Origin of the sequence: Stenotrophomonas sp. (assembly GCF_036662295.1) — a bacterium.
Taxonomy (GTDB): domain Bacteria; phylum Pseudomonadota; class Gammaproteobacteria; order Xanthomonadales; family Xanthomonadaceae; genus Stenotrophomonas.
Window position 1 is genome coordinate 1 of the sequence record NZ_JAVWXA010000004.1, and the last position, 18,640, is coordinate 18,640.

Here is an 18,640-nt window from a genome sequence, read left to right on the forward strand (position 1 = left end):
CCCACGCCGGGCTCTCGGCACCTAAGGTGCCAGATCGCCAAGAGATAAGAGCCACGCCATGCGTGGCTGGCGGCGCACGGCGGCCCGATGGAGGGCAGCCACCCATGGGGTGGCTCTACCCCGGTGGATGGCGAGGCCGGCCCTTGGGGGGTAGAGCCACGCCATGCGTGGCTGGCGGGGTGCGAGGGCCCGATGGAAGGCAGCCACCCATGGGGTGGCTCTACCCCGGTGGATGGCGAGGCCGGCCCTGGGGGGTAGAGCCACGCCATGCGTGGCTGGCGGGGTGCGGGGGCGTGATGGGACGCGGCCACCCATGGGGTGGCTCTACCCCTGTTGGGGCGACGGAGGGGTTCCTCCGTCGCCCGCCGTGCCTAGAACGTGACGGCTACCGCGCGTGACTCGATTGGCGCCATCCGGCCCTGGTCCTGCAACTGCAGGTCGCGCAGCTCGAACGGGGCGGCATAGCCGCGCGGCAGGGCCACGCTGTCGAACGGCAATGCCAGCGCGGCGCTGCCGGCCGCATCGAACCATGCCGCGCTGTGCGCCTGGGCCACCGGCCGCAAGCGGCCATCGGGCCCGGTGGCGTACAGCGTGCCGCGCGCCTCGTAACGGCCCGGCGCGCCGATCTGCAGCGGCAGCGTCACCGTGCGGCGGGCCGCATCCACCTCCACCTGGCCACTGAACCGCGCCGTGGGCTGGGCCACCGCGAAGGCCACCTTGCCATCGCGCTGCACGCCATTGGCACTGACGAAGGCCTGCAGCTCCCACAGCCCCTGCACCGTGCCGACGTCACTGGGAAGGGTGACCTGCGCGGTGAGGCCCTGCTTGCCGGCCACCAGCGGCACCGGCCAGCTGCGCCCGTCCGGGGCCACCAGCAGTGCCTCGCCACCGGCCGGCAGCAGCCGCCCGCTGGCCTTGCCGGCCGCCAGTGCCGCGGTGCCGCCGTCATCGAGCAGGCGCGCACTCACCGAGACGCTGCCCCCGGCCAGCACCTGCTCGCGGCTGGCCTGCAGGTGCAGGGCCACGGTGCTGTTGGGTTCCAGCACCTGCACCACGTAGCGGCCCTGTGCCTGGGCACTCTGCAGGCGGTAGTTGCCGGCCATGCTGCTGCGCCCGGTGCGCACCATCGCCGTGCCCTGGCCCACGCTCATGCCGGCGGCACGCAACTGCTGCGCGTCCACCACCTTGTCCACCGCCAGCGCACCGGCCGGATCGCGCACCTGCCACTGCTCCGGCGCCAGCGCGCGGGCGCCCTGCGTCGGGCTCACCTGGATCACCGCATCGGCGGCGGTCAACGGCAGGTCCAGGCCACGCTGCAGGCTGCCGGCATCGACCATCTCCCAGTAGCTGCGGCTGGTGGCCACGAACGGGGCCGGGGCCGCCAGCGACTGGGCCGGGTCCAGCGCCCAGGCGAAGCTTACCGGCGCGCGCTCGATGCCCGCAGCGGCCAGCGGGGCGTTCTCCACGCGCGGCGCGAGCTGGTCGCCGCTGCGGCTCAACAACGGTTGCGCGGCCAGCACCGGCAGGGACACCAGCGCCGCGGCCACGGCGGCGGCCATCATCAGTCTTGAAGTCATGCGGGTGCTCCTCACAGGGTCAGGTCGTTGCGCAGGATCGTGCCCAGGCCGAAGCACTCGCGGCGGCTCTGGTTGTGGCTCAGCGGTTCGGCGCCCTTGGTGCGCGCCTTGTCGGTGAACCACAGGCTGCCGGCCGCCTTCTGGCTGCTGCACTCCAGGAACCCGTCCGAGCAGCTGTTCAACCAGTTCTGGGTGAACTCCAGGCCCACGTTCTGGGCATACCCGCCGCAGTAGCTGTTGCTGTCCCACACCGCCGACTCGACATCCGAGCCGACCACCACGCGGAAGGCCTTGGGCAGCGCCGGCCGGCCCGCGGTGCCGTAGAGGTTCTGCGCGTTGTAGGTGGCCATGTGGCTCACCTGCTGCTGGCGCACGGCATCGTTCTTGTAGCCCAGCAGCCAGCCCACCGACGACTCGAAGGCATTGCCGTTGAGCGCGGCATCGGCCAGCGGCGTGCCGGCCGAGGACGGCGCCAGCGCGGTGACCTTGCTGATGGTCTGGATGAGCTTGGGATAGCGGCTGTCGTAGGTGGGGTTGGACAGGATCCAGCGCACCACGTTGCCCCCGTTGGAATGGGTGATGACCACCAGCTTGGTGATGCCCTTGCTGTTGATGAAGCTGGTCAGCTGCCCGGCCAGGCACCCGGCCGCCTCGGCCTTCCACATGTACTGTTCGAAATCGCAGTTGACCACCGTGTAGTTGCTGCTGTTGGGCAGGCCCTGGCGCACGGTGTCGATGATTCCCGGTTGCCAGTAGTCCGCGCGCGCATCGGTCTGCTTGCCGGTGCCATGCACGAACGCCACCCCCACTACATCGGCGGCGTGCGCGTTGCCGCACGCCAGCATCAAGCCCAGGGCGAGTCCGCCGCCCATCCTTACCGCGTTGCTTCGCATCCGCTGTCTCCTTGCAGGTGATCCCCCTGATTCCGATCGGCGCTACCGCCTTGCCGTGCCGTGCATGTATCCACGGCGACATGACGGTTAGGGGCGCCTAGGGCGAAGCTATGTCGCGCGTCTGCTTAAATCCGTGAACCAGTCGCCGGTTTTCGTCATCCGGCGGCGCGCCGTGCCGGATCTGGCCGCATGACCAACGGCGGCTGTGGAGGCCAGGTGAAGCTGCGATCATGCCGCTTTGGTCCGTTGCGAGTCGTCCCATGCCCTGCCCCGCCCTTGCCCTGCGCGCCGTGTTGAGCGCTGCCCTGTTGACCGCCCTGGCCGGCTGCGCAACCACGCCGGCACCGGGCACGACGGCGGTGGAAGCCTCGGTGACCACCAAGGCGGTCGGTTACCTGGCCAGCGATGCCGTACCGGCCAGCCTGGACCTGGTACCGGCGCCGCCGGCCCCGGGTTCGGCCGGTTTCGCGTTGGACGAACAGGTCAGCGCCGAGGCACGCGCGCTGCAGGGCAGCCCCCGTTTCGCGCAGGCCCATCGCGATGCCGAACTGGGCTTTCCGGAAGGGGCCAACCAGTTCGCCTGCGCCATCGACATGGACGTGGATGCCGTGAAGACCCCGGCCCTGTATCGCCTGCTGGAGCGCAGCCGGATCGATGCCAGCGCGGCCACGCGGGTGGCAAAGAAGCACTACCAGCGCGCACGCCCGTTCATGGTCAACGGCGCACCGACCTGCACGCCGGAGGATGAGGACGGCCTGCGCGGCAATGGCTCCTACCCCTCCGGCCACACCTCGATCGGCTGGGCGTGGGCGCTGATCCTGGCCGAGATCGCCCCGGACCGCGCCGATGCGATCCAGGCACGCGGCCGCGACTATGGCGAGAGCCGGCTGGTGTGCAACGTGCACTGGCAAAGCGACATCCTGGAAGGGCGCTTCATGGGCGCGGCCGCCGTGGCCCGCCTGCATGACAACCGCGGCTTCCAGAAAGACCTGCGCGCCGCGCGCCGGGAGATCGCCGCCGCGCGCAAGGCCGGGCGGCATGCCAGCCGTGATTGCGCGGCCGAGGAAGCGGTGCTGAAGGTGCGGCCGCAGAGCGCGCTGTAACCTCTCACCGCCCGGCAGGATCAACTCGTGGCGCGATGCCTGCATCTGCAAAGGCCTTCTGCAACGCCGCTTTGTTGCCTCCGCTCGGCCAACCCACGACCCGCGCGACCACCTTGCCGTCTCGCAGGATGTAGAACGTGGGCGTTCCCCAGTAGCCAAGCTCGGGAAACCCCGACTGGCGGCCCACGATATGGATTGGCAGGTCGGGATGTCGTTCGCGCCAGTCGATGAAGACACGTGGATCGAGCGTCCCGTCCTGCGGCGACAGCCAGAGCGCGCGGCGACCTGAAAGCATGGATCGCAGCTCAGGATCGGTTTGCGCCGCGTCCGCTGCAGCCCGCGTGAAGCCGCACGTCGGATGCGCGATGACGAGGATATCCAGCGATGCAATCTCCGCCGTCGCTTTTCCGTAGCCCGCTCCGTCCGGGTCCGGTGTCCAGTAGTCAACATCCGCTGTGGCCTTGGGCAGCGTGGGCGGTCGGGCACCATTGAAGGCTGATGACCACATTGATCCAGACGTCAGTGCGCTGCCGTCGCGACTGATCATGGCGATGCGAGCGCCGTCGCGGATATCGGCAGACTGTAGGGCGCCTCGTCCCTTCAACTGCATGCCGATGCGCTGTGCGATACCCGAATAGCGGGAATGCTTGCTTGCCACCGCCGCCGCATGGGTTGCCCGCAACAGCATGCGCAAGTCCTGCGTGCAAAGGGCGGACAGGGCGTCCAGATGATGCATGGCATGCATGTCAAACTCACTATCCACCGCTGCGCCACGCGTGCGCCAATCGTGGTCAGGCCCTGACGTACCCTCAGCCGCGCGCAGCACAGCGGCGTATGCCTGATCCACGGCTTCCCCAGCCGCGCAGGGCGCAACTGGGGAGACGAGAAACACGGCGCCGATCCGCAGGAGTCCGCACAGCACACCTGCTTGGGTGAGGCATGGCCGCCGCATTGCGGACGTCAGCAGTTGGAGGTGCAAGTATGAACCGAAGATTCCTCACATGTTGCATGCGAGGCGCATTTGTAAGCGGGATAGTCCGTTTCGTTGCAGTGCTCTCCTACGCTGCAACGTAGACGGCGGGTTGCTTCCAATGTCTGCAACACCCTATGGTCCTCTTCCGAGAGCACCCTGATGTCTGGCAGAACCGCTACAAGATGCTGGAAGCCAAAGGGTTTGAGCACACGCTGGATATCGGCCGCTCCCAGCTCCCTGACCAGATCCGAGTAGTCGAACGTAGTCAGGCCACGTGCGTTGAAGCGCAGCGATTCGGTGAACCGTGCACGCGCGGCAGGGCTGAGCTTGGACAGCGGGAAGATGTCGGTGCCTTCTGTCGCCTTGGCGTAGGCATCGAAGGCATGGCGGTCGGTGATCGATGCGGTCCGCTTGTCCAGCTCCAACCGTTGGTTCTCGAGGTGCCTGAGCCCATCTGCATCGTTTACCTGGGCCTCTGCCTGGAGAGATGCCAGCAGAATGGTCGATGCCACAGTGATCTGCCACTTCCTGTAAGTCATTGCACTGCCTCCATACCGGCGCATTCCGGTCCATGCAGTGCTAATCCGCTCGCGTGGAATTGACCAGGCCAAACGCGACAAGGTGCAAATTTCAAGGTTTATTGTGCATGCAGCGGCATCTGGCACACGTTTCCACGTCTGTGAGCGGTTCAATTACGACAAGCCACCCATGCAAAAGAAGGAGATTCATCGGTCATTTGGGGGAAGTTCTTCTGATGCGGTTGTCCGACGTGAATCCCTGCGGGTAGCAGCGCGCTTGCGCGGAGCCGGGCAGCGGCGGCTATCAGGGCGATTCAAAAGCGCTGCGCTGACCGTTGGGTGGTGACCGTTGAGAGGGGGAGTGTCTGTTGGAAGCCGGCCAGCGGCCGGCACTACCGAATCGCGGGTTCCTGCGGCCGCCACCACCGAATCGCGGCAGAACGAAAAACGGCGCGGATCTCTCCGCGCCGTTTTCGTTTGCCAGGCGCCCACCGGTGGTGGGCGCCTGCCGCATGACCACCTCAGAACTTCGCGGTGAACTCCACGCCAAACGTGCGCGGCTCGTTGAGGAAGCCGGTGAGGTTGTTGAAGTCGATCGCACCGACCACGCGCACCTGGTCGGTCAGGTTGCGCCCGTACACGGCCACGTCGTACTGGCCGTAATCCCAGTTGTAACCCAGGCGCAGCCCACCTTCCAGCGACGAGCGGCTACGGAACTCCGGCGACTCGTACAGGAAGAAGTTCACCGGGCTGCGGTAGGCCCAGTCGGTGTAGACGTACAGCTCGCTGGCGTCGTTGACCGGGAAGCCGGCGCGCAGGGTGAGGTTGTGGATCCACTTGGGCGCCTGCGGCAACGGGTTGCCGTTGACCAGGGCGTAGGTGGCACCGTCGATGACGGTGGTCGGGTCGGTGATGGTGCAGCCGCCGCCACAGATCGCCACCGCCAGGTTCTTGTCCTTGATCTCGGTGTCGTTGTAGCTGCTGCCCAGAGTCAGCAACACGTGGTCGGTGAGGTAGGCCTCGAAGTCCAGCTCGGCGCCCTGGCCGATGGTGCGGTCGGCGTTGAGCAGGGTGGCGGTGTTGTTGCTGCCGCCCACGGCGATCAGCTGCTGGCCGTCCACGTTGTAGCGGAACACGTTGAAGCCCAGGCGCGCGCGACGATCGAACAGGTCGGCCTTGATGCCCACTTCATAGGAGATCACCTTCTCCGAATCGGCCTGGGACACGCCGCCGAAGGCCAGGCGACCCTGGATCGACGGGGCGCGGAAGCCCTTGGCCACGCGCGCATACGTGTTGACGTTGTCGGTGATCTGGTAGACGCCGCTCAGGTCCCAGCTGACGTCGTTGACGTCGGTGCGGGCGATGTACGGGCCGCTGACCGGGGTGCCGAAGGGCACGGCCTGCAGCACGCTGGCGCTGAAGTCCTTCTTGTCCTGGGTGTAACGCACGCCGCCGCGCAGCTTGAAGCGCTCGGTCACGTCCAGGTCGCCGGAGGCGAAGGCCGCCCACGCCTTGTTGCGCTGCTGCTGCACCGCATGGCCGGTCTGCGGGTTGCCCGGGGTCAGCGAGTCGTAGTTGAAGCTGTCGATGGTGACGTCTTCATCGAAGTAGAACACGCCGGCCTGCCAGTCCAAGCGGCCCCATTCGTTGGATTCCACGCGGAATTCCTGGGTCCACTGGCGGTGGTGCGGCAGGCCATCGGCCGATTCGGAGGCGAACGGGATGTTGCCCGGGCCGTAGTTGCCCGCGCCCAGGAACGCCGCGCCGTAGCCGCCGTCGATGTCGCCATGGTTGAGCGATTCGGCGGTTTCATAGCCGGTGATGGAGTGCAGCGTGACCCGGCCCAGGTCCCACTTCAGGCGCGCGCTGCCGCCCCAGGTTTCCAGGTCGGAGAAGTTCTGGCCGTCGGTGGCCACTTCATCGCGGTCGAAGTTCTCCACCAGCTTGTTGCTGCCCGGCTGGATGATGTTGGCGCGGAACAGGCGCGCGGTGCCGTTGAGCTTGCGCTTGTGCAGGTTGAACAGCGCTTCCACGTCATCGCCTTCGTACAGGAACTGCACGCGTGCGGCGGCCTCGTCATAGCCTTCAAAGCCCTGCGCCGGCGCACCCTGGCGGGTGTTGGTCACCCAGTCGTCGCGGCGCTGGTACAACGCGGACACGCGCGCCGACCAGCGATCGGTCAGCGGGCCGCCGTAGGCGCCCTGGGTGTTCCAGGTGTTGTAGCTGCCGTAGGCGACCTTGATGTAGCCATCCGCGTCCTGGGAGGGACGGGCGGAGTCGAACTTGACCACGCCGGCCGGGGTATTGCGGCCGAACAGGGTGCCCTGCGGGCCGCGCAGCACTTCCACGCCGGCCAGGTCGAACAGCGGGAAGCCCTTCAGCAGCGGGCTTTCCTGCACCACATCGTCATACACCAGCGACACCGGCTGGGAGGCATTGAGATCGAAGTCGGTATTGCCCAGGCCGCGGATGTAGAAGCGCGGGAAGGCACGACCGTAGGACGATTCGATGTTCAGGCTGGGCACGCGCGCGGACAGGAACCGGATGTCGTCACCGGCCGAACCGAGCACGTCGAGCTTCTCGCCCTGGATGGCGGAAATCGAGACCGGCACGTCCTTGGCGTTTTCGACGCGGCGCTGGGCCGTCACCTGCAGGGTATCGAGGGCGACCGGATCCTTGGCGGCGGGGGCGTCCTGGGCTGCGGCCGTCAATGGCAGCAGGGCGGCGAGGGCGATGACGAGCGGATGCACGGACGGAGACCGGCCGTGGGCAGTGCGGTTCGGGAACATGGCGATTAGGCTGTGTTGGGAGGGGTGGTGGACCGGCGCTACCAGACAATTGTTGCAGCACAGCAACAACGTCGCAAATTCCGGTCATTCATTACCAAGATCCGGCCACGCAGATGTGAAGGACCGCGCCATCCTTCGACCGTGGTCACGACTTCCGGCCCAGTCGCCGCGGGTACGGCCCGTTCTAGACTGGGCGCCTTCCTTCCCGCCCGGTACAGCGCAATGACCCAGTGGTACTTCCACACCTCCGGCCAGGCCGGCCGCGTTGGCCCGCTGGACGATGCAGCGGCCCGCCAGTACGCCCACGCCAACCCCCGTGCGCTGGTGTGGTGCGAGGGCATGAGCGGCTGGATGGCGCTGGCCGAGGTGCCCGAACTGCGGGCCGGCAGCACCGCCCCGCAGGGTGCGCCGCCGCCGGTGCCGGGCAGCGGCGGGCGCGGCCAGCGCGCCGACGACATCGACTTCCGCATCGTGGGCCATGAGATGCAGTTCGTGGAGATCGAGCTGGACCCGGGCGAAAGCGCCATCGCCGAGGCCGGGGCCCTGATGTTCAAGGACGCCTCGGTGCAGATGGACACCGTGTTCGGCGACGGCTCGCACAGCGGCCAGGGTGGCGGTTTCATGGACAAGCTGATGAGCGCCGGCAAGCGCGTGCTCACCGGCGAAAGCCTGTTCGCCACGCTCTACACCCACACCGGCCAGGGCAAGGCCAAGGTCGCCTTCGCCGCGCCCTACCCCGGCACCGTGCTGCCGATGAAGCTCGATGAGCACGGCGGCTGCCTGATCTGCCAGAAGGACAGCTTCCTGGCCGGCGCGCGCGGGGTGCAGATCGGCGTGCAGTTCCAGCGCAAGGTGATGACCGGGCTGTTTGGCGGCGAGGGCTTCATCATGCAGAAGCTGGAAGGCGATGGCTGGGTGTTCGTGCATGCCGGCGGCTGCGTGGTCGAGCGCGAGCTGGCCGCCGGCGAGCGCCTGGACGTGGACACCGGCTGCGTGGTGGCCTACCACGCCAGCGTGGACATGGACGTGCGTCGCGTGGCCGGCATCAAGAGCATGGTCTTTGGCGGCGAGGGCGTGTTCCTGGCCACGCTGACCGGGCCGGGCAAGGTGTGGCTGCAGTCGCTGCCGTTCTCGCGCCTGGCCGGGCGGATGTGGATGGCCGCCCCGCAGGCCGGTGGCCAGAGCCGTGGCGAGGGGTCGGTGCTGGGCGGCATCGGCCGGATCCTGGACGGCGACAACCGGTTCTGAGCCGCTGGCGCGCCCGGCAACCGGAGTTGACTGGCGATCCACGGCTTGCCGGCCAGCGGCCGGCACTACGGGTATGCTGGCGCCCTTGATGCCCATTCACTTTCTGCGATTCCGATGAAATCACTGCGCCGCACTCGTCTTACGCTGTCCGTTGCCCTGCTCGGCCTGCTGGCCGGCTGTGGCGGCGATCCGGTCCGCCCCACCCCGCCCCCGGTGGCCACCCCGGTGGCGCCGGCCAAGCCGGTCAAGATCGGTATCGCCCTCGGCGGCGGCGCGGCCAAGGGCTTTGCGCATATCGGCGTGATCAAGATGCTCGAAGCCAACGGCTTCGAACCGGTGGTGGTCTCCGGCACCAGCGCCGGCAGCGTGGTCGGGGCGCTGTATGCCAGCGGCATGGACGCCTTCCAGATGCAGACCAAGGCCGTGGCGCTGGATGAATCCAGCATCCGCGACGTGCGCCTGTTCTCCGGCGGCCTGGTGCAGGGCCAGAAGCTGCAGGACTACGTCAACGCGCAGGTGGACAACCGCCCCGCCGAAAAGCTGCGCAAGCCCTTTGCCGCGGTCGCCACCAACCTGGACACCGGCGAGCGCGCGGTCTTCGTGCGCGGCAACGTGGGCCAGGCCGTGCGCGCCTCCAGCAGCATCCCCGGCGTGTTCGAGCCGGTGAAGATCGGCAAGAACAGCTTCGTCGATGGCGGCGTGGTCAGCCCGGTGCCGGTGGACGCGGCGCGCCAGCTGGGCGCGGACTTCGTCATCGCCGTGGATATTTCCAGCAAGGCCAGCGGCAAGTCGCCGACGGGCATGCTGGGCATCGTCAACCAGTCGATCGCGATCATGGGCCAGCGCCTGGGCGAGCAGGAACTGGCGCGCGCGGACATCATCATCCGGCCCAAGGTGCTGGAGATCGGCGCGGCCGATTTCAGCCAGCGTGGCTATGCGATCCTGGAAGGCGAGAAGGCCGCGATGGCGGCCATGCCGCAGATCCGCGCCAAGGTGCAGCAGCTGCAGCGCGCCCGCGCCGCCGCGCTCGCCCCGCCGCCGCCCAAGCCCAAGTGCGACGAGCCCTCGCGCGTGGGCAAGCTGATGGGTCGCAAGGAGAAGTGCGAGGGGTAAGTGCGGTGGGCCGGGCGCTCAACTGCCCGTGTTCGTGGAGGCGTGGCGGCCGCGACGGGCGCCACGCGCGGGCGTGATGTCCGCTTCCAGGAAGACCGCCTTCGCTCGCGCTTCCATGCGCGGCCATTGCGGTAGCAGATCGCGCAGGTAGGACACGGTGACCAGGACCTTCCGCTCCGGCATCACGAACAGGTGCTCGCACCTCGCCACGCCGATCGTGGAATTCTTGACCGGCACGTTGCCGCGCCAGTCGTAGCCCGGATCCTTCATCTCCCGCGACGCGCAGCGGATCAGGCGCTGGACACGCCCGGTGGCGTCAAGCGAGATGAACCAGTCGTCGTTCGACGCCGGTTGGATAAAGGGGGTGCGTTCGCTGGCGCCTTTTCCAAGGTAATGCGCGCGAACGCGCGCCATGTCCACGTAGTACGGGGTCAGCCCGGCCACGTCCTCGCCCTTGATCCTGTCTTTCAGCGACCGGCTTGGGCTGTCGGGCTCGTACTCGGGAAGCGTGGTCATGCGCTGCAGGATCTGCAGCGGCGTGTAACGCGCGGCGTAGCCATACTCGATGCGCAACGTACGCAGTGATCCGTCGACAGACATGTTCCTGCGCGCGCCCGGCTTGAACGGCTGGAGCGAGGGGTACTCCAAGGCCAGGGAAAAGCTGCCGTCGTGCTCGGTGCCGGTCTGGTTGTCGAAGATGTTTTGCGGCAGCGCCAGCAGGTAAGGGCCGACGCAGGCCTGCTTCACAGGTGCAGGATCGGCGAATGCATCCTGAGGCCCCACGCTGCGCTGGCGTGTGCAGCCTTGTTCGTTGGTCTGGGTCTGCGCTAACGGCAGCGGGTCCGGTGAGCGGACGCAGGCAGCCAGTGGCAGTAGTGCCGTGATGAGCAATATTCGAGCTGCGTGCAACATAAGTTCTCCCGCCTCCTGGGTTGCGACCACCGGCGACCCTGCGCGCTCCACGTTTCCGCATCCTTCCAACCTTTCTGGATCGTCGCTATTTCCGAGCGATACTGCCCACAAGCAGGTCACGTGCGCGCTTCTCGATGGCGCGCCAATCCTTCAATGCCGCACGAACATAGGTCACCCTGATGCGTGTGCTGTGGTCGGCGACGATAAAGAAGTGGTCGCACTCTGGCAGTTCGCTTTCACGGCTGCGAACCAAACGGCCATCGCGATACGCCACGCCCGTCTCAGTGACGCCCTGTGCGGTGCATTTGATGATTGTCTGGATCTCATCATGGTCATCGCGAGCCACGTACCAATCGCGGTGCCACCTTACCTGCATGCCGGGCGCTGTCTCGTCCATGCCCTGCTTCCGGCGGTACGCACGTATGCGGTCAATATCGGCGTAGTAAGGTGACAATCCGTGGATTATCTCGCCCTGTTTCCGCAGATGCAGGGATCGGGCCGGATCATCCTGCTCGAAGTCCATCGGCGTATAGGCGTTGCGCAGCGCCTGCTGGACATCGATGCGGTCGATAAAGCCATAGTTGATGCTCACCGTGCGCGCGAAGACGTCCACGTTGAACTGTTTGAGCTCGCCGGGCTTGAACGGTTGGAGCGAGGGGTACTCCAGGGCCAGCGCAAAGCTGCCGTCGTGCTCGGTGCCCGTCTGGTTATCAAAGTAGTTCTGCGGCAACGCCAGCAGATAGGGGCCGACGCAGGCTTGCTTCACCGGTGCAGGATCGGCGAACGCATCCTGCGGGCCAACGCTGCGCTGGCGTGTGCAGCCCTGCTCGTTGGTCTGGGTGAGCGCCACCGGCTTCTGCTCCGGCAATGGCGCGCAGGCTGCCAGTGGCAGGAGTGCGGCAAGGACCAGGGTGTTCGCTGCGCGAAGCGTTGCTTCGGCGCCAGCTTTTCCAAGCGCTTTCATCTTGCTGCATTCCTTCGTGCGACGCCCGCCGCCGGCAGACCGGCTCCACCCGCAGCCTGTCCTGGCGTGGACTTCCTGTTGCTGATGCCTTGGAGAAACAACGCCCTGGCTCTGTCCTCGATGGCGCGCCAGTCCTTCATTGCTTCGCGCACGTAGTTGATTCGCAAGCGCGTACTTCTTTCAGGAATGATAAGGAAATGATCGCATTCGGGAAGCTCGCGCACCCTGCTCTTCACCATTTTTCCGTCCCGGTACTCAACGCCGGACTCGACGGTATTGCGGGATGTGCATTTGATGATCCTGTCGATCTCCCCCCGGGTGTCGCGCGTAACGAACCAGTCCTCGTACCAACTGGATTTCATGGCGGGCTGTCGTGGCGCCGCGCCTCTACCGATATCGTAGTCACGTATGCGCGCCAGATCCGCATAGTAGGGCGTCAATCCGTAAACAGGCTGCCCTTGAATTCTTGCGTCGAGCGTCTCCGCTGGATCATCCCGCTCGTGATCCATCGGAAGATAAGCGTTGCGTAACGACTGCCGGACATCAATCCGGTCGATGTAAATGAAATCGACGCTGACCGTGCGCGTGAGGACATCGGCAGTCAGGTGCATTCGTTCTCCAGGCTTGAACGGCTCCAGAGACGGGTACTCCAACGCCAGACCAAAGCTGCCGTCGTGCTCGGTGCCGGTCTGATTGTCGAAGTAGTTCTGCGGCAGCGCCAGCAGATAGGGGCCGACGCAGGCTTGCTTCACCGGTGCAGGATCGGCGAACGCATCCTGCGGGCCCACGCTGCGCTGGCGCGTGCAGCCCTGCTCGTTGGTCTGGGTCAACGCCACCGGTTTCTGGCCCGACGGCGGCGTGCACGCGGCCATCGATAGCAGCGAAACCAAAAGCAGGTTAAGTGCCACGGAGCGGGACGGCGGGAGTGGCCCGTTGGCGATGCAGGAAGCAGCATCGCCAGCGGGTGCGAGGCAGTCAGGCCTGCAAGGCGGGCGCCGACCGGGCCTTATCGACCTACGCGCGCTCATTTCTTAACTCCCCTGCTTTGCTTGATCGCACCTGTCAGCAACTCACGCGCGCGTGCGTCGATTTCACGCCAGCGCTCAAGGCCCTCCCGAGGATACGTAACCTCAACCAACGTCTTCATCGGGGCGATCATGAAGGTCTGCGTGCAAACGGCGTACCCGTTCTCCTTGCTCTTGACCAGCTTCCCTTCGCGATATTCGACGCCAGATACGGTTATCTCTCGCGGCGTACATTTGATTACTGTTTCCACCTCGCCGGCAGCGTCTTTTGCCAGGAACCAATCCTTGTGGAAGCCAGCCGTCATGACCGGCGCGCCCTCCTTGAAACCCTGCGCACGATAGTGAGTGCGGACCACCCCCATATCGAGGTAGTAGGGGACCAATCCATGCAGGCGCTCACCTTGGATGCGGCTTTCCAGTGACGCCTCAGGATTGCCCTGTTGGTACGCCATCGGCGTGTAGCTTCTACGCATTGCTTCACGAATGTCGATTCGGTCGATGTAGCGGTACTCGACGCTCACCGTGCGAATCGACATATCCGCTGTCAAGTTCATTCGTTCGCCGGGCTTGAACGCCTGCAGCGACGGATACTCCAGCGCCAGCATGTAGCTGCCATCATGCTCCGTGCCGATCTGGTTGTAGAAATAGTTCTGCGGCAACGCCAGCAGATACGGGCCGATGCAGGCCTCCTTCAACGGTGCAGGATCGGCATACGGATCCTGCGGGCCAAGGCTGCGCTGGCGTGTGCAGCCCTGCTCGTTGGTCTGGGTAAGCGCCACTGGTTTCTGGCCCGCCGGCTGCGCGCACGCGGCCATCGATAGCAGCGAGGCCAGAAGCAGGGTAAGTGCGATGTGGCGCGTCATCTGGTTTCCATTTTTCATTGCTGCGCGGTCACCGATCTGGCCAACCGTAGGTAACGTGACGTTCGTGGCGCGACGCCGGGAGTGGCCCGCTGGCGATGCAGTAGAGAGCATCGCCAGCGGGTGCGAGGCCGTCAGATCTGCAGGGCGGGCGCCGACCGGGCCTGATCGACCTGCGCGTGCTGCATCTGCAGCGCCGGCTCGCGCGCACGCTCCTGGTCCAGCGCCGCCAACTGCTGGAAGGACTGTTCCGGTGGCGTGGTGATCGCCTGCTCGGTGGGCATGTGCGCGCGGCGGTGGCCCGGGTCGTCCAGCGTGCCCTGTACCACGAACACGTGCTCCTCTCCGGCCTTGCCCTGGCTGGGCGCGGTCACCACCACCTGGTCCACGCGCTCCAGCTTGTGGGTGGCCGCCAGGGTGGTCAGGCTGGCCGCCATGCACTCGCTATGTCGATCCCAGCCCTTTCCGACCTCTGCATCCAGTGCCTGCACACGGCTCGCGCACTGCTGATACAGCCCGTTGCGCGCGTGGTCGGCAGACCTGGGGTCGGCTGCCTGGGCGAGCTGCGACTGCTGCAGGGCCGACTCGGGCGCGCCAACCTCGGCGAACACCTGCGGGCTCTTCATGATCGGACGGTTACGGTTGGGATCGTCCGGGTGGAAGTCGTCGCGCAGGTCCTGACGGTGCAGGCGTACCTTGCGCGCGTCGTCGAGGTACTCCTGCGTCGCGTTGTCGTTCACCCGCGATGGTCCTACGCTGATGGACCCCACCGGGATCGGAATCGATCCCATCGGCATGGTGACCTTGACATCGTTCTGCCGCCACCATTGGGACGCCTCGGCGTTGTAGTGATAGGTCTGACCGCGGTACTCGATGCGGTCGGGGTCGGTGTTGGGGGTGGGCTGGAGGCCGGCCGGCAAGCGCGCGCTCGCCATGTCAGCCAGATAGGCTTCCATTTTCGGGCCGTCATCGTTGTAGGTGGTCATCAGCAACCTACCCGTTTCTGCGGCCCGGTCGATGCCGAGGTTTCGGTTATCAAGAAGCATCGTCCAGACACGTTCGGCCTCTGGCTCGCCACCATGATCGCGCGCGGCCTCGAGCAGCTTTCGCGGCGTCCAGCCATCCCGGTCAATTCCCGTTTCCCGAAAAGTCGGATCGTGGGAGATTTGTACATCACGTGTGGGGAGGTTGAGAGCAAGGTCTGGACGACCGAGTTCGAAGTGTCTTTCCCGCAGAGCGAAGTCACGCCTCATCAATCTGAGGCCGAGATCCTGCCAGTCGCTCTCCTTCATGGGAACGCCATCTCGATCTGCCTGTTGTGCGGCGAAATTGTTTGCTGTCGCGCCCGGGGCATTGTCATTGCGCACGACGCCGAGTGCCAGCAGACCATAACCATCGCTGCCGCTCTTTTTTGTGCGAGGTAGTTGAAGTAGAGTTCTCGATTACCCTGGCTTGCGTAATGACGGAGAATAACAATGTCCTTGGCGTTCAGCGCCGGATTTTCTCTTTCTTCCATGTCCTTTCCGCTACTTTAATACTTCGCTTTCGATAAACACCGCGCTTGCGCGACTCTCCAATCTCTCCCATTCGGGAAGAAGGTCTCTCAAATACCTGAGCTCAGCGATGACACGATGATCCGGCATTATAAAGAGGTGTTCACAACTCGCTATCTCTCTGGTTTTCGTCTTTCTTGGAACGCCCTTCTGCCATTCGTATCCTGGATCTATCGCTTCTCGCGATGTACAGCTGATCAGCCGATCGACGCGCCCCCCTTGGTCTCTTGAAATGAACCAATCGCTGTTCGCAGCGGCTTTCATGACCCTCGACTCATCGCCGATGCCCTCCGCTCGATAGTGTGCTCGAACGTGTGCAAGGTCCACATAGTAGGGCGTGAGTCCGAACACGGGTGTGCCCTTTATTCGGGTTTCCAAGGAACGCGTTGGACTGTTTCGATCATGTGCGGGCGGCCTCGACAGCCGATCCATCAACTGCAACGGTGTGTAGCGCTCGGAATACCGAAAGTCGATGTCGATGGTACGCAGTGACTGATCCACCGTGAGTCCAATGCGATCACCCGGTTTGAATGCCTCGAGTGACGGGTACTCCAACGCCAGACCAAAGCTGCCATCGTGCTCGGTGCCCGTCTGGTTATCGAAGTAGTTCTGCGGCAACTCCAGCAGGTAAGGGCCGACGCAGGCCTGTTTCAAGGGCGCAGGATCCGCATATGCATCCTGCGGCCCCACGCTGCGCTGGCGCGTGCAGCCCTGCTCGTTGGTCTGGGTCAACGCCACCGGCTTCTCGTCCGGCGAGCGCGCGCAGGCGGCCAGCGGCAGCAGTGCAGACAGGAACACGGTGCGTAGTACGGGGACCATCATGTCGCCTGCATCCTCCATTGATGCGTCTACGTCGTTCAATGTAGCCGAGAACGGCTACTGCCGTCCGTGACCAGCCTCACTCCAGCTGCGACAGCGGCAGTGCGCGGAAGTCCTTCACCGTGCGTAGCACGAAGCTGGAATTGACGTCGGCCACGCCGGCGGCGTTGAGCAGTTTGTCCAGCAGGAAACTTGAGAAATGCTCCAGGTCGCGCACGTAGATGTGCAGCAGGTAATCCATGTCGCCGGTGAGCGCGTGGCAGGCCACCACTTCGTCCCACTCCAGCACGCTGTCGGCGAAGACGCCGATGGCATGCTGGTCGTGCTTCTCCAGCTGCACGCGGACGAAGGCCTGCAGGCCAAGGCCGATCTGGCGCGGCTCCAGGCGCGCGCCGTACCCGGCGATCACCCCTTCGTTCTCCAGCCGCTGCACCCGGCGCAGGCACGCCGAGGGGGACAGGTTCACCCGGGCGGCGAGTTCGGCATTGGTGGCGCGGCCGTGCTGCTGGATTTCGGCCAACAGGCGCAGATCCGTGCGGTCGAACTGAGGTTCCCCGGCCATTGCTGCTCCGCAACATGAGATGGACGCAAGGATATTGCGCCAATCGGGGATATCCGTGCAACTTTGCAATCCTCTTGCGCGCGCCCTGCCCTAGCATCGTCAGATGACTTCCCAGGAGACCACCACGATGGAAACCGCCACCGCCCCACGCCGCGTCGAACACCAGCAGACCGACAAGGGTTACGTGCCGGTCTATACCACCGCCATCGTGGAACAGCCCTGGGACACCTACACCGCCGACGACCACGCCACCTGGAGCACGCTCTACCAGCGCCAGCGCGCGTTGCTGGAGGGCCGGGCCAGCCGGGAGTTCCTGCAGGCGCAGGATGAGATGGGCATGAGCGCGCACATGATCCCGCGCTTCGACCAGCTCAACGAGGTGCTGGGCGCGGCCACCGGCTGGACGCTGGTGGGCGTGGAAGGCCTGCTGCCGGAGCTGGATTTCTTCGACCACCTGGCCAACCGCCGCTTCCCGGTGACGTGGTGGATCCGCCGCCCGGACCAGATCGACTACATCGCCGAGCCGGACATGTTCCATGACCTGTTCGGGCACGTGCCGCTGCTTATGAACCCGGTGTTTGCCGACTACATGGCCGCCTACGGGCGCGGCGGGGTCAAGGCGCACGCGATCGGGCCGGAGGCGCTGCAGCACCTCACCCGCCTGTACTGGTACACGGTGGAGTTCGGGCTGATCAATACCGACGAGGGCCTGCGCATCTACGGTGCCGGCATCGTCTCGTCCAAGGGCGAATCGCTGTACTCGCTGGAATCGGCGGCACCGAACCGGATCGGCTTCGACCTGGAGCGCATCATGCGCACCCGCTACCGCATCGACACCTTCCAGAAGACCTACTTCGTCATCGACAGCTTCGAGCAGCTGATGCAGGCCACCGATCCGGACTTCACCCCGATCTACGCCGCGCTGGAGGCCAAGGAGCACCTGCCGGCCGGTGAGGTGCAGGCCGGTGACACGGTGTTCCAGCAGGGCACCGGCGAAGGCTGGGAAGACGGCGGCGACGTCTGAGGCCGCGCGCGGGTCCGGTATCCTGAGCTGCATGACCAACGTGCTTGCTTCCCTGCGTGTTGCCGCCGTCGATTTCGACGACGACTTCGTCCTGCTTTCCCTCAGCGATGGCCGCCGCACCCGGCAGCCGTTGCGCTGGGCGCCGGCACTGCACGGGGCCGATCCCGCCGGGCGCGCGGGCTGGGCACTCACCGCCGATGGCCTGGGGGTGAACTGGCCGGCCCTGCTGCCGGTGCAGGCGCAGGGCGTGGTGGATGTGCCCAACCAGGTCTGGGATGACCGTTACGAGGCGGCGCTGGCGCGGCTGAAATCGGCGGGGTGGCAGCTCGATGCGTTGTCCGATGAAGACCAGCAGCTGGTCGCGCTGTGGCGCATGGAAGCGGACATCAACAACGGCGGCTTCATGCAGTTCCTGTGCAACTGGGGCGACCCCACCTGCCAGCTTGCACTTCGCGCGTTGCAGGCGATGGGCGCAGTGAAGACGCGCGCGCTGCTGGCCGGCATGCGCGGCCTGCTGGACCGCCTGGAAGACGATCCGGCGATCAAGCAACTGACCGACCTGTACGGCGCGATGGACGACGCCGAGCGGCAGGCGATGGACGCGCTGGACAGCGCGTACTTCGAACGGCCCGAGGACCTGGCGCGGCTGGGCCTGCTGCACTTCGGGCCGGAGCCGCTGGCCGCTCCCGTCCGTTGAGCGTGGCCGC

Annotated in this window: 18 protein-coding genes; 5 read left to right on the forward strand and 13 right to left on the reverse strand. The window is 65.8% G+C overall.

Annotated elements, in window-relative coordinates:
- Positions 1-371: 371 nt before the first annotated feature.
- Together RSA25_RS01365 and RSA25_RS01370 are read right to left on the reverse strand one after the other, a co-directional pair.
- Positions 372-1,577, reverse strand: coding sequence for a DUF4785 domain-containing protein (locus tag RSA25_RS01365; protein WP_332807130.1), 1,206 nt, complete (start codon positions 1,575-1,577; stop codon positions 372-374).
- 11 nt (positions 1,578-1,588) lie between these two features.
- A complete protein-coding gene (locus RSA25_RS01370; protein WP_332807131.1) occupies positions 1,589-2,470 on the reverse strand; it encodes a hypothetical protein in 882 nt (293 codons plus the stop codon).
- 260 nt (positions 2,471-2,730) lie between these two features.
- On the opposite strand from RSA25_RS01370, the gene RSA25_RS01375 reads away from it, so the two are divergent.
- Positions 2,731-3,573, forward strand: a complete 843-nt coding sequence (locus RSA25_RS01375) for a phosphatase PAP2 family protein (protein ID WP_332807132.1) — start codon at positions 2,731-2,733, stop codon at positions 3,571-3,573.
- 4 nt (positions 3,574-3,577) lie between these two features.
- Here RSA25_RS01375 and RSA25_RS01380 read toward each other — a convergent pair whose 3' ends face one another.
- The 3 genes from RSA25_RS01380 to RSA25_RS01390 form a co-directional block, all read right to left on the reverse strand.
- On the reverse strand, positions 3,578-4,318 hold the full coding sequence (locus RSA25_RS01380; protein WP_332807133.1) for a hypothetical protein: 741 nt from the start codon (positions 4,316-4,318) through the stop codon (positions 3,578-3,580).
- Between the two features lie 215 nt (positions 4,319-4,533).
- Positions 4,534-5,085, reverse strand: coding sequence for a hypothetical protein (locus RSA25_RS01385; protein ID WP_332807134.1), 552 nt, complete (start codon positions 5,083-5,085; stop codon positions 4,534-4,536).
- A gap of 500 nt (positions 5,086-5,585) precedes the next feature.
- On the reverse strand, positions 5,586-7,853 hold the full coding sequence (locus RSA25_RS01390) for a TonB-dependent receptor (protein WP_332807135.1): 2,268 nt from the start codon (positions 7,851-7,853) through the stop codon (positions 5,586-5,588).
- Positions 7,854-8,075: 222 nt separating this feature from the next.
- Here RSA25_RS01390 and RSA25_RS01395 point away from each other — a divergent pair, with 222 nt between their 5' ends.
- Positions 8,076-9,101 (forward strand): TIGR00266 family protein, encoded by a 1,026-nt coding sequence (locus tag RSA25_RS01395; RefSeq protein ID WP_332807136.1) that lies wholly within the window; start codon positions 8,076-8,078, stop codon positions 9,099-9,101.
- A 114-nt stretch (positions 9,102-9,215) separates the two neighbouring features.
- Positions 9,216-10,214: a patatin-like phospholipase family protein gene (locus tag RSA25_RS01400; RefSeq protein WP_332807137.1), complete on the forward strand. Its 999-nt coding sequence runs from the start codon at positions 9,216-9,218 to the stop codon at positions 10,212-10,214.
- A gap of 18 nt (positions 10,215-10,232) precedes the next feature.
- Here the strand turns inward: RSA25_RS01400 and RSA25_RS01405 are convergent, their stop codons facing one another.
- The 8 genes from RSA25_RS01405 to RSA25_RS01440 form a co-directional block, all read right to left on the reverse strand.
- The gene (locus RSA25_RS01405; protein ID WP_332807138.1) at positions 10,233-11,126 is read right to left on the reverse strand and encodes a hypothetical protein; all 894 of its coding nucleotides are present in this window, start codon (positions 11,124-11,126) and stop codon (positions 10,233-10,235) included.
- Between the two features lie 85 nt (positions 11,127-11,211).
- Positions 11,212-12,090 (reverse strand): hypothetical protein, encoded by an 879-nt coding sequence (locus RSA25_RS01410; protein ID WP_332807139.1) that lies wholly within the window; start codon positions 12,088-12,090, stop codon positions 11,212-11,214.
- Positions 12,087-12,998: a hypothetical protein gene (locus RSA25_RS01415; RefSeq protein ID WP_332807140.1), complete on the reverse strand. Its 912-nt coding sequence runs from the start codon at positions 12,996-12,998 to the stop codon at positions 12,087-12,089. Before RSA25_RS01415 ends, RSA25_RS01410 begins: the two co-directional genes overlap by 4 nt.
- A gap of 116 nt (positions 12,999-13,114) precedes the next feature.
- The gene (locus RSA25_RS01420; protein WP_332807141.1) at positions 13,115-13,978 is read right to left on the reverse strand and encodes a hypothetical protein; all 864 of its coding nucleotides are present in this window, start codon (positions 13,976-13,978) and stop codon (positions 13,115-13,117) included.
- A 131-nt stretch (positions 13,979-14,109) separates the two neighbouring features.
- A complete protein-coding gene (locus RSA25_RS01425) occupies positions 14,110-15,267 on the reverse strand; it encodes an XVIPCD domain-containing protein (RefSeq protein WP_332807142.1) in 1,158 nt (385 codons plus the stop codon).
- Entirely contained in the window at positions 15,264-15,491 is a 228-nt protein-coding gene (locus RSA25_RS01430) for a hypothetical protein (protein ID WP_332807143.1), read from the reverse strand. Before RSA25_RS01430 ends, RSA25_RS01425 begins: the two co-directional genes overlap by 4 nt.
- A 10-nt stretch (positions 15,492-15,501) precedes the next feature.
- Complete coding sequence (locus RSA25_RS01435; protein ID WP_332807144.1) at positions 15,502-16,350, reverse strand: hypothetical protein; 849 nt, start codon at positions 16,348-16,350, stop codon at positions 15,502-15,504.
- A 76-nt stretch (positions 16,351-16,426) separates the two neighbouring features.
- Positions 16,427-16,909 carry an Lrp/AsnC family transcriptional regulator gene (locus RSA25_RS01440; protein ID WP_332807145.1) on the reverse strand — a complete coding sequence of 161 codons (483 nt, stop codon included), beginning with the start codon at positions 16,907-16,909 and terminating at the stop codon, positions 16,427-16,429.
- A gap of 127 nt (positions 16,910-17,036) precedes the next feature.
- Between RSA25_RS01440 and phhA the strand changes: the two genes are divergently transcribed.
- Together phhA and RSA25_RS01450 are read left to right on the forward strand one after the other, a co-directional pair.
- A complete protein-coding gene (gene phhA / locus RSA25_RS01445; RefSeq protein ID WP_332807199.1) occupies positions 17,037-17,933 on the forward strand; it encodes a phenylalanine 4-monooxygenase in 897 nt (298 codons plus the stop codon).
- A 31-nt stretch (positions 17,934-17,964) separates the two neighbouring features.
- On the forward strand, positions 17,965-18,630 hold the full coding sequence (locus RSA25_RS01450; protein ID WP_332807146.1) for a DUF4375 domain-containing protein: 666 nt from the start codon (positions 17,965-17,967) through the stop codon (positions 18,628-18,630).
- Positions 18,631-18,640 lie beyond the last annotated feature (10 nt).

Excerpts from the sequence above, each read along its gene's own strand:
- RSA25_RS01365 (WP_332807130.1), bottom strand. The coding sequence starts at position 1,577 with ATGACTTCAAGACTGATGATGGCCGCCGCCGTGGCCGCGGCGCTGGTG.
- RSA25_RS01370 (WP_332807131.1), bottom strand. The coding sequence starts at position 2,470 with ATGCGAAGCAACGCGGTAAGGATGGGCGGCGGACTCGCCCTGGGCTTG.
- RSA25_RS01375 (WP_332807132.1), top strand. The coding sequence starts at position 2,731 with ATGCCCTGCCCCGCCCTTGCCCTGCGCGCCGTGTTGAGCGCTGCCCTG.
- RSA25_RS01380 (WP_332807133.1), bottom strand. The coding sequence starts at position 4,318 with ATGCATGCCATGCATCATCTGGACGCCCTGTCCGCCCTTTGCACGCAG.
- RSA25_RS01385 (WP_332807134.1), bottom strand. The coding sequence starts at position 5,085 with ATGACTTACAGGAAGTGGCAGATCACTGTGGCATCGACCATTCTGCTG.
- RSA25_RS01390 (WP_332807135.1), bottom strand. The coding sequence starts at position 7,853 with ATGTTCCCGAACCGCACTGCCCACGGCCGGTCTCCGTCCGTGCATCCG.
- RSA25_RS01395 (WP_332807136.1), top strand. The coding sequence starts at position 8,076 with ATGACCCAGTGGTACTTCCACACCTCCGGCCAGGCCGGCCGCGTTGGC.
- RSA25_RS01400 (WP_332807137.1), top strand. The coding sequence starts at position 9,216 with ATGAAATCACTGCGCCGCACTCGTCTTACGCTGTCCGTTGCCCTGCTC.
- RSA25_RS01405 (WP_332807138.1), bottom strand. The coding sequence starts at position 11,126 with ATGTTGCACGCAGCTCGAATATTGCTCATCACGGCACTACTGCCACTG.
- RSA25_RS01410 (WP_332807139.1), bottom strand. The coding sequence starts at position 12,090 with ATGAAAGCGCTTGGAAAAGCTGGCGCCGAAGCAACGCTTCGCGCAGCG.
- RSA25_RS01420 (WP_332807141.1), bottom strand. The coding sequence starts at position 13,978 with ATGACGCGCCACATCGCACTTACCCTGCTTCTGGCCTCGCTGCTATCG.
- RSA25_RS01425 (WP_332807142.1), bottom strand. The coding sequence starts at position 15,267 with ATGAAGGAGAGCGACTGGCAGGATCTCGGCCTCAGATTGATGAGGCGT.
- RSA25_RS01430 (WP_332807143.1), bottom strand. The coding sequence starts at position 15,491 with ATGGAAGAAAGAGAAAATCCGGCGCTGAACGCCAAGGACATTGTTATT.
- RSA25_RS01435 (WP_332807144.1), bottom strand. The coding sequence starts at position 16,350 with ATGATGGTCCCCGTACTACGCACCGTGTTCCTGTCTGCACTGCTGCCG.
- RSA25_RS01440 (WP_332807145.1), bottom strand. The coding sequence starts at position 16,909 with ATGGCCGGGGAACCTCAGTTCGACCGCACGGATCTGCGCCTGTTGGCC.
- phhA (WP_332807199.1), top strand. The coding sequence starts at position 17,037 with ATGGAAACCGCCACCGCCCCACGCCGCGTCGAACACCAGCAGACCGAC.
- RSA25_RS01450 (WP_332807146.1), top strand. The coding sequence starts at position 17,965 with ATGACCAACGTGCTTGCTTCCCTGCGTGTTGCCGCCGTCGATTTCGAC.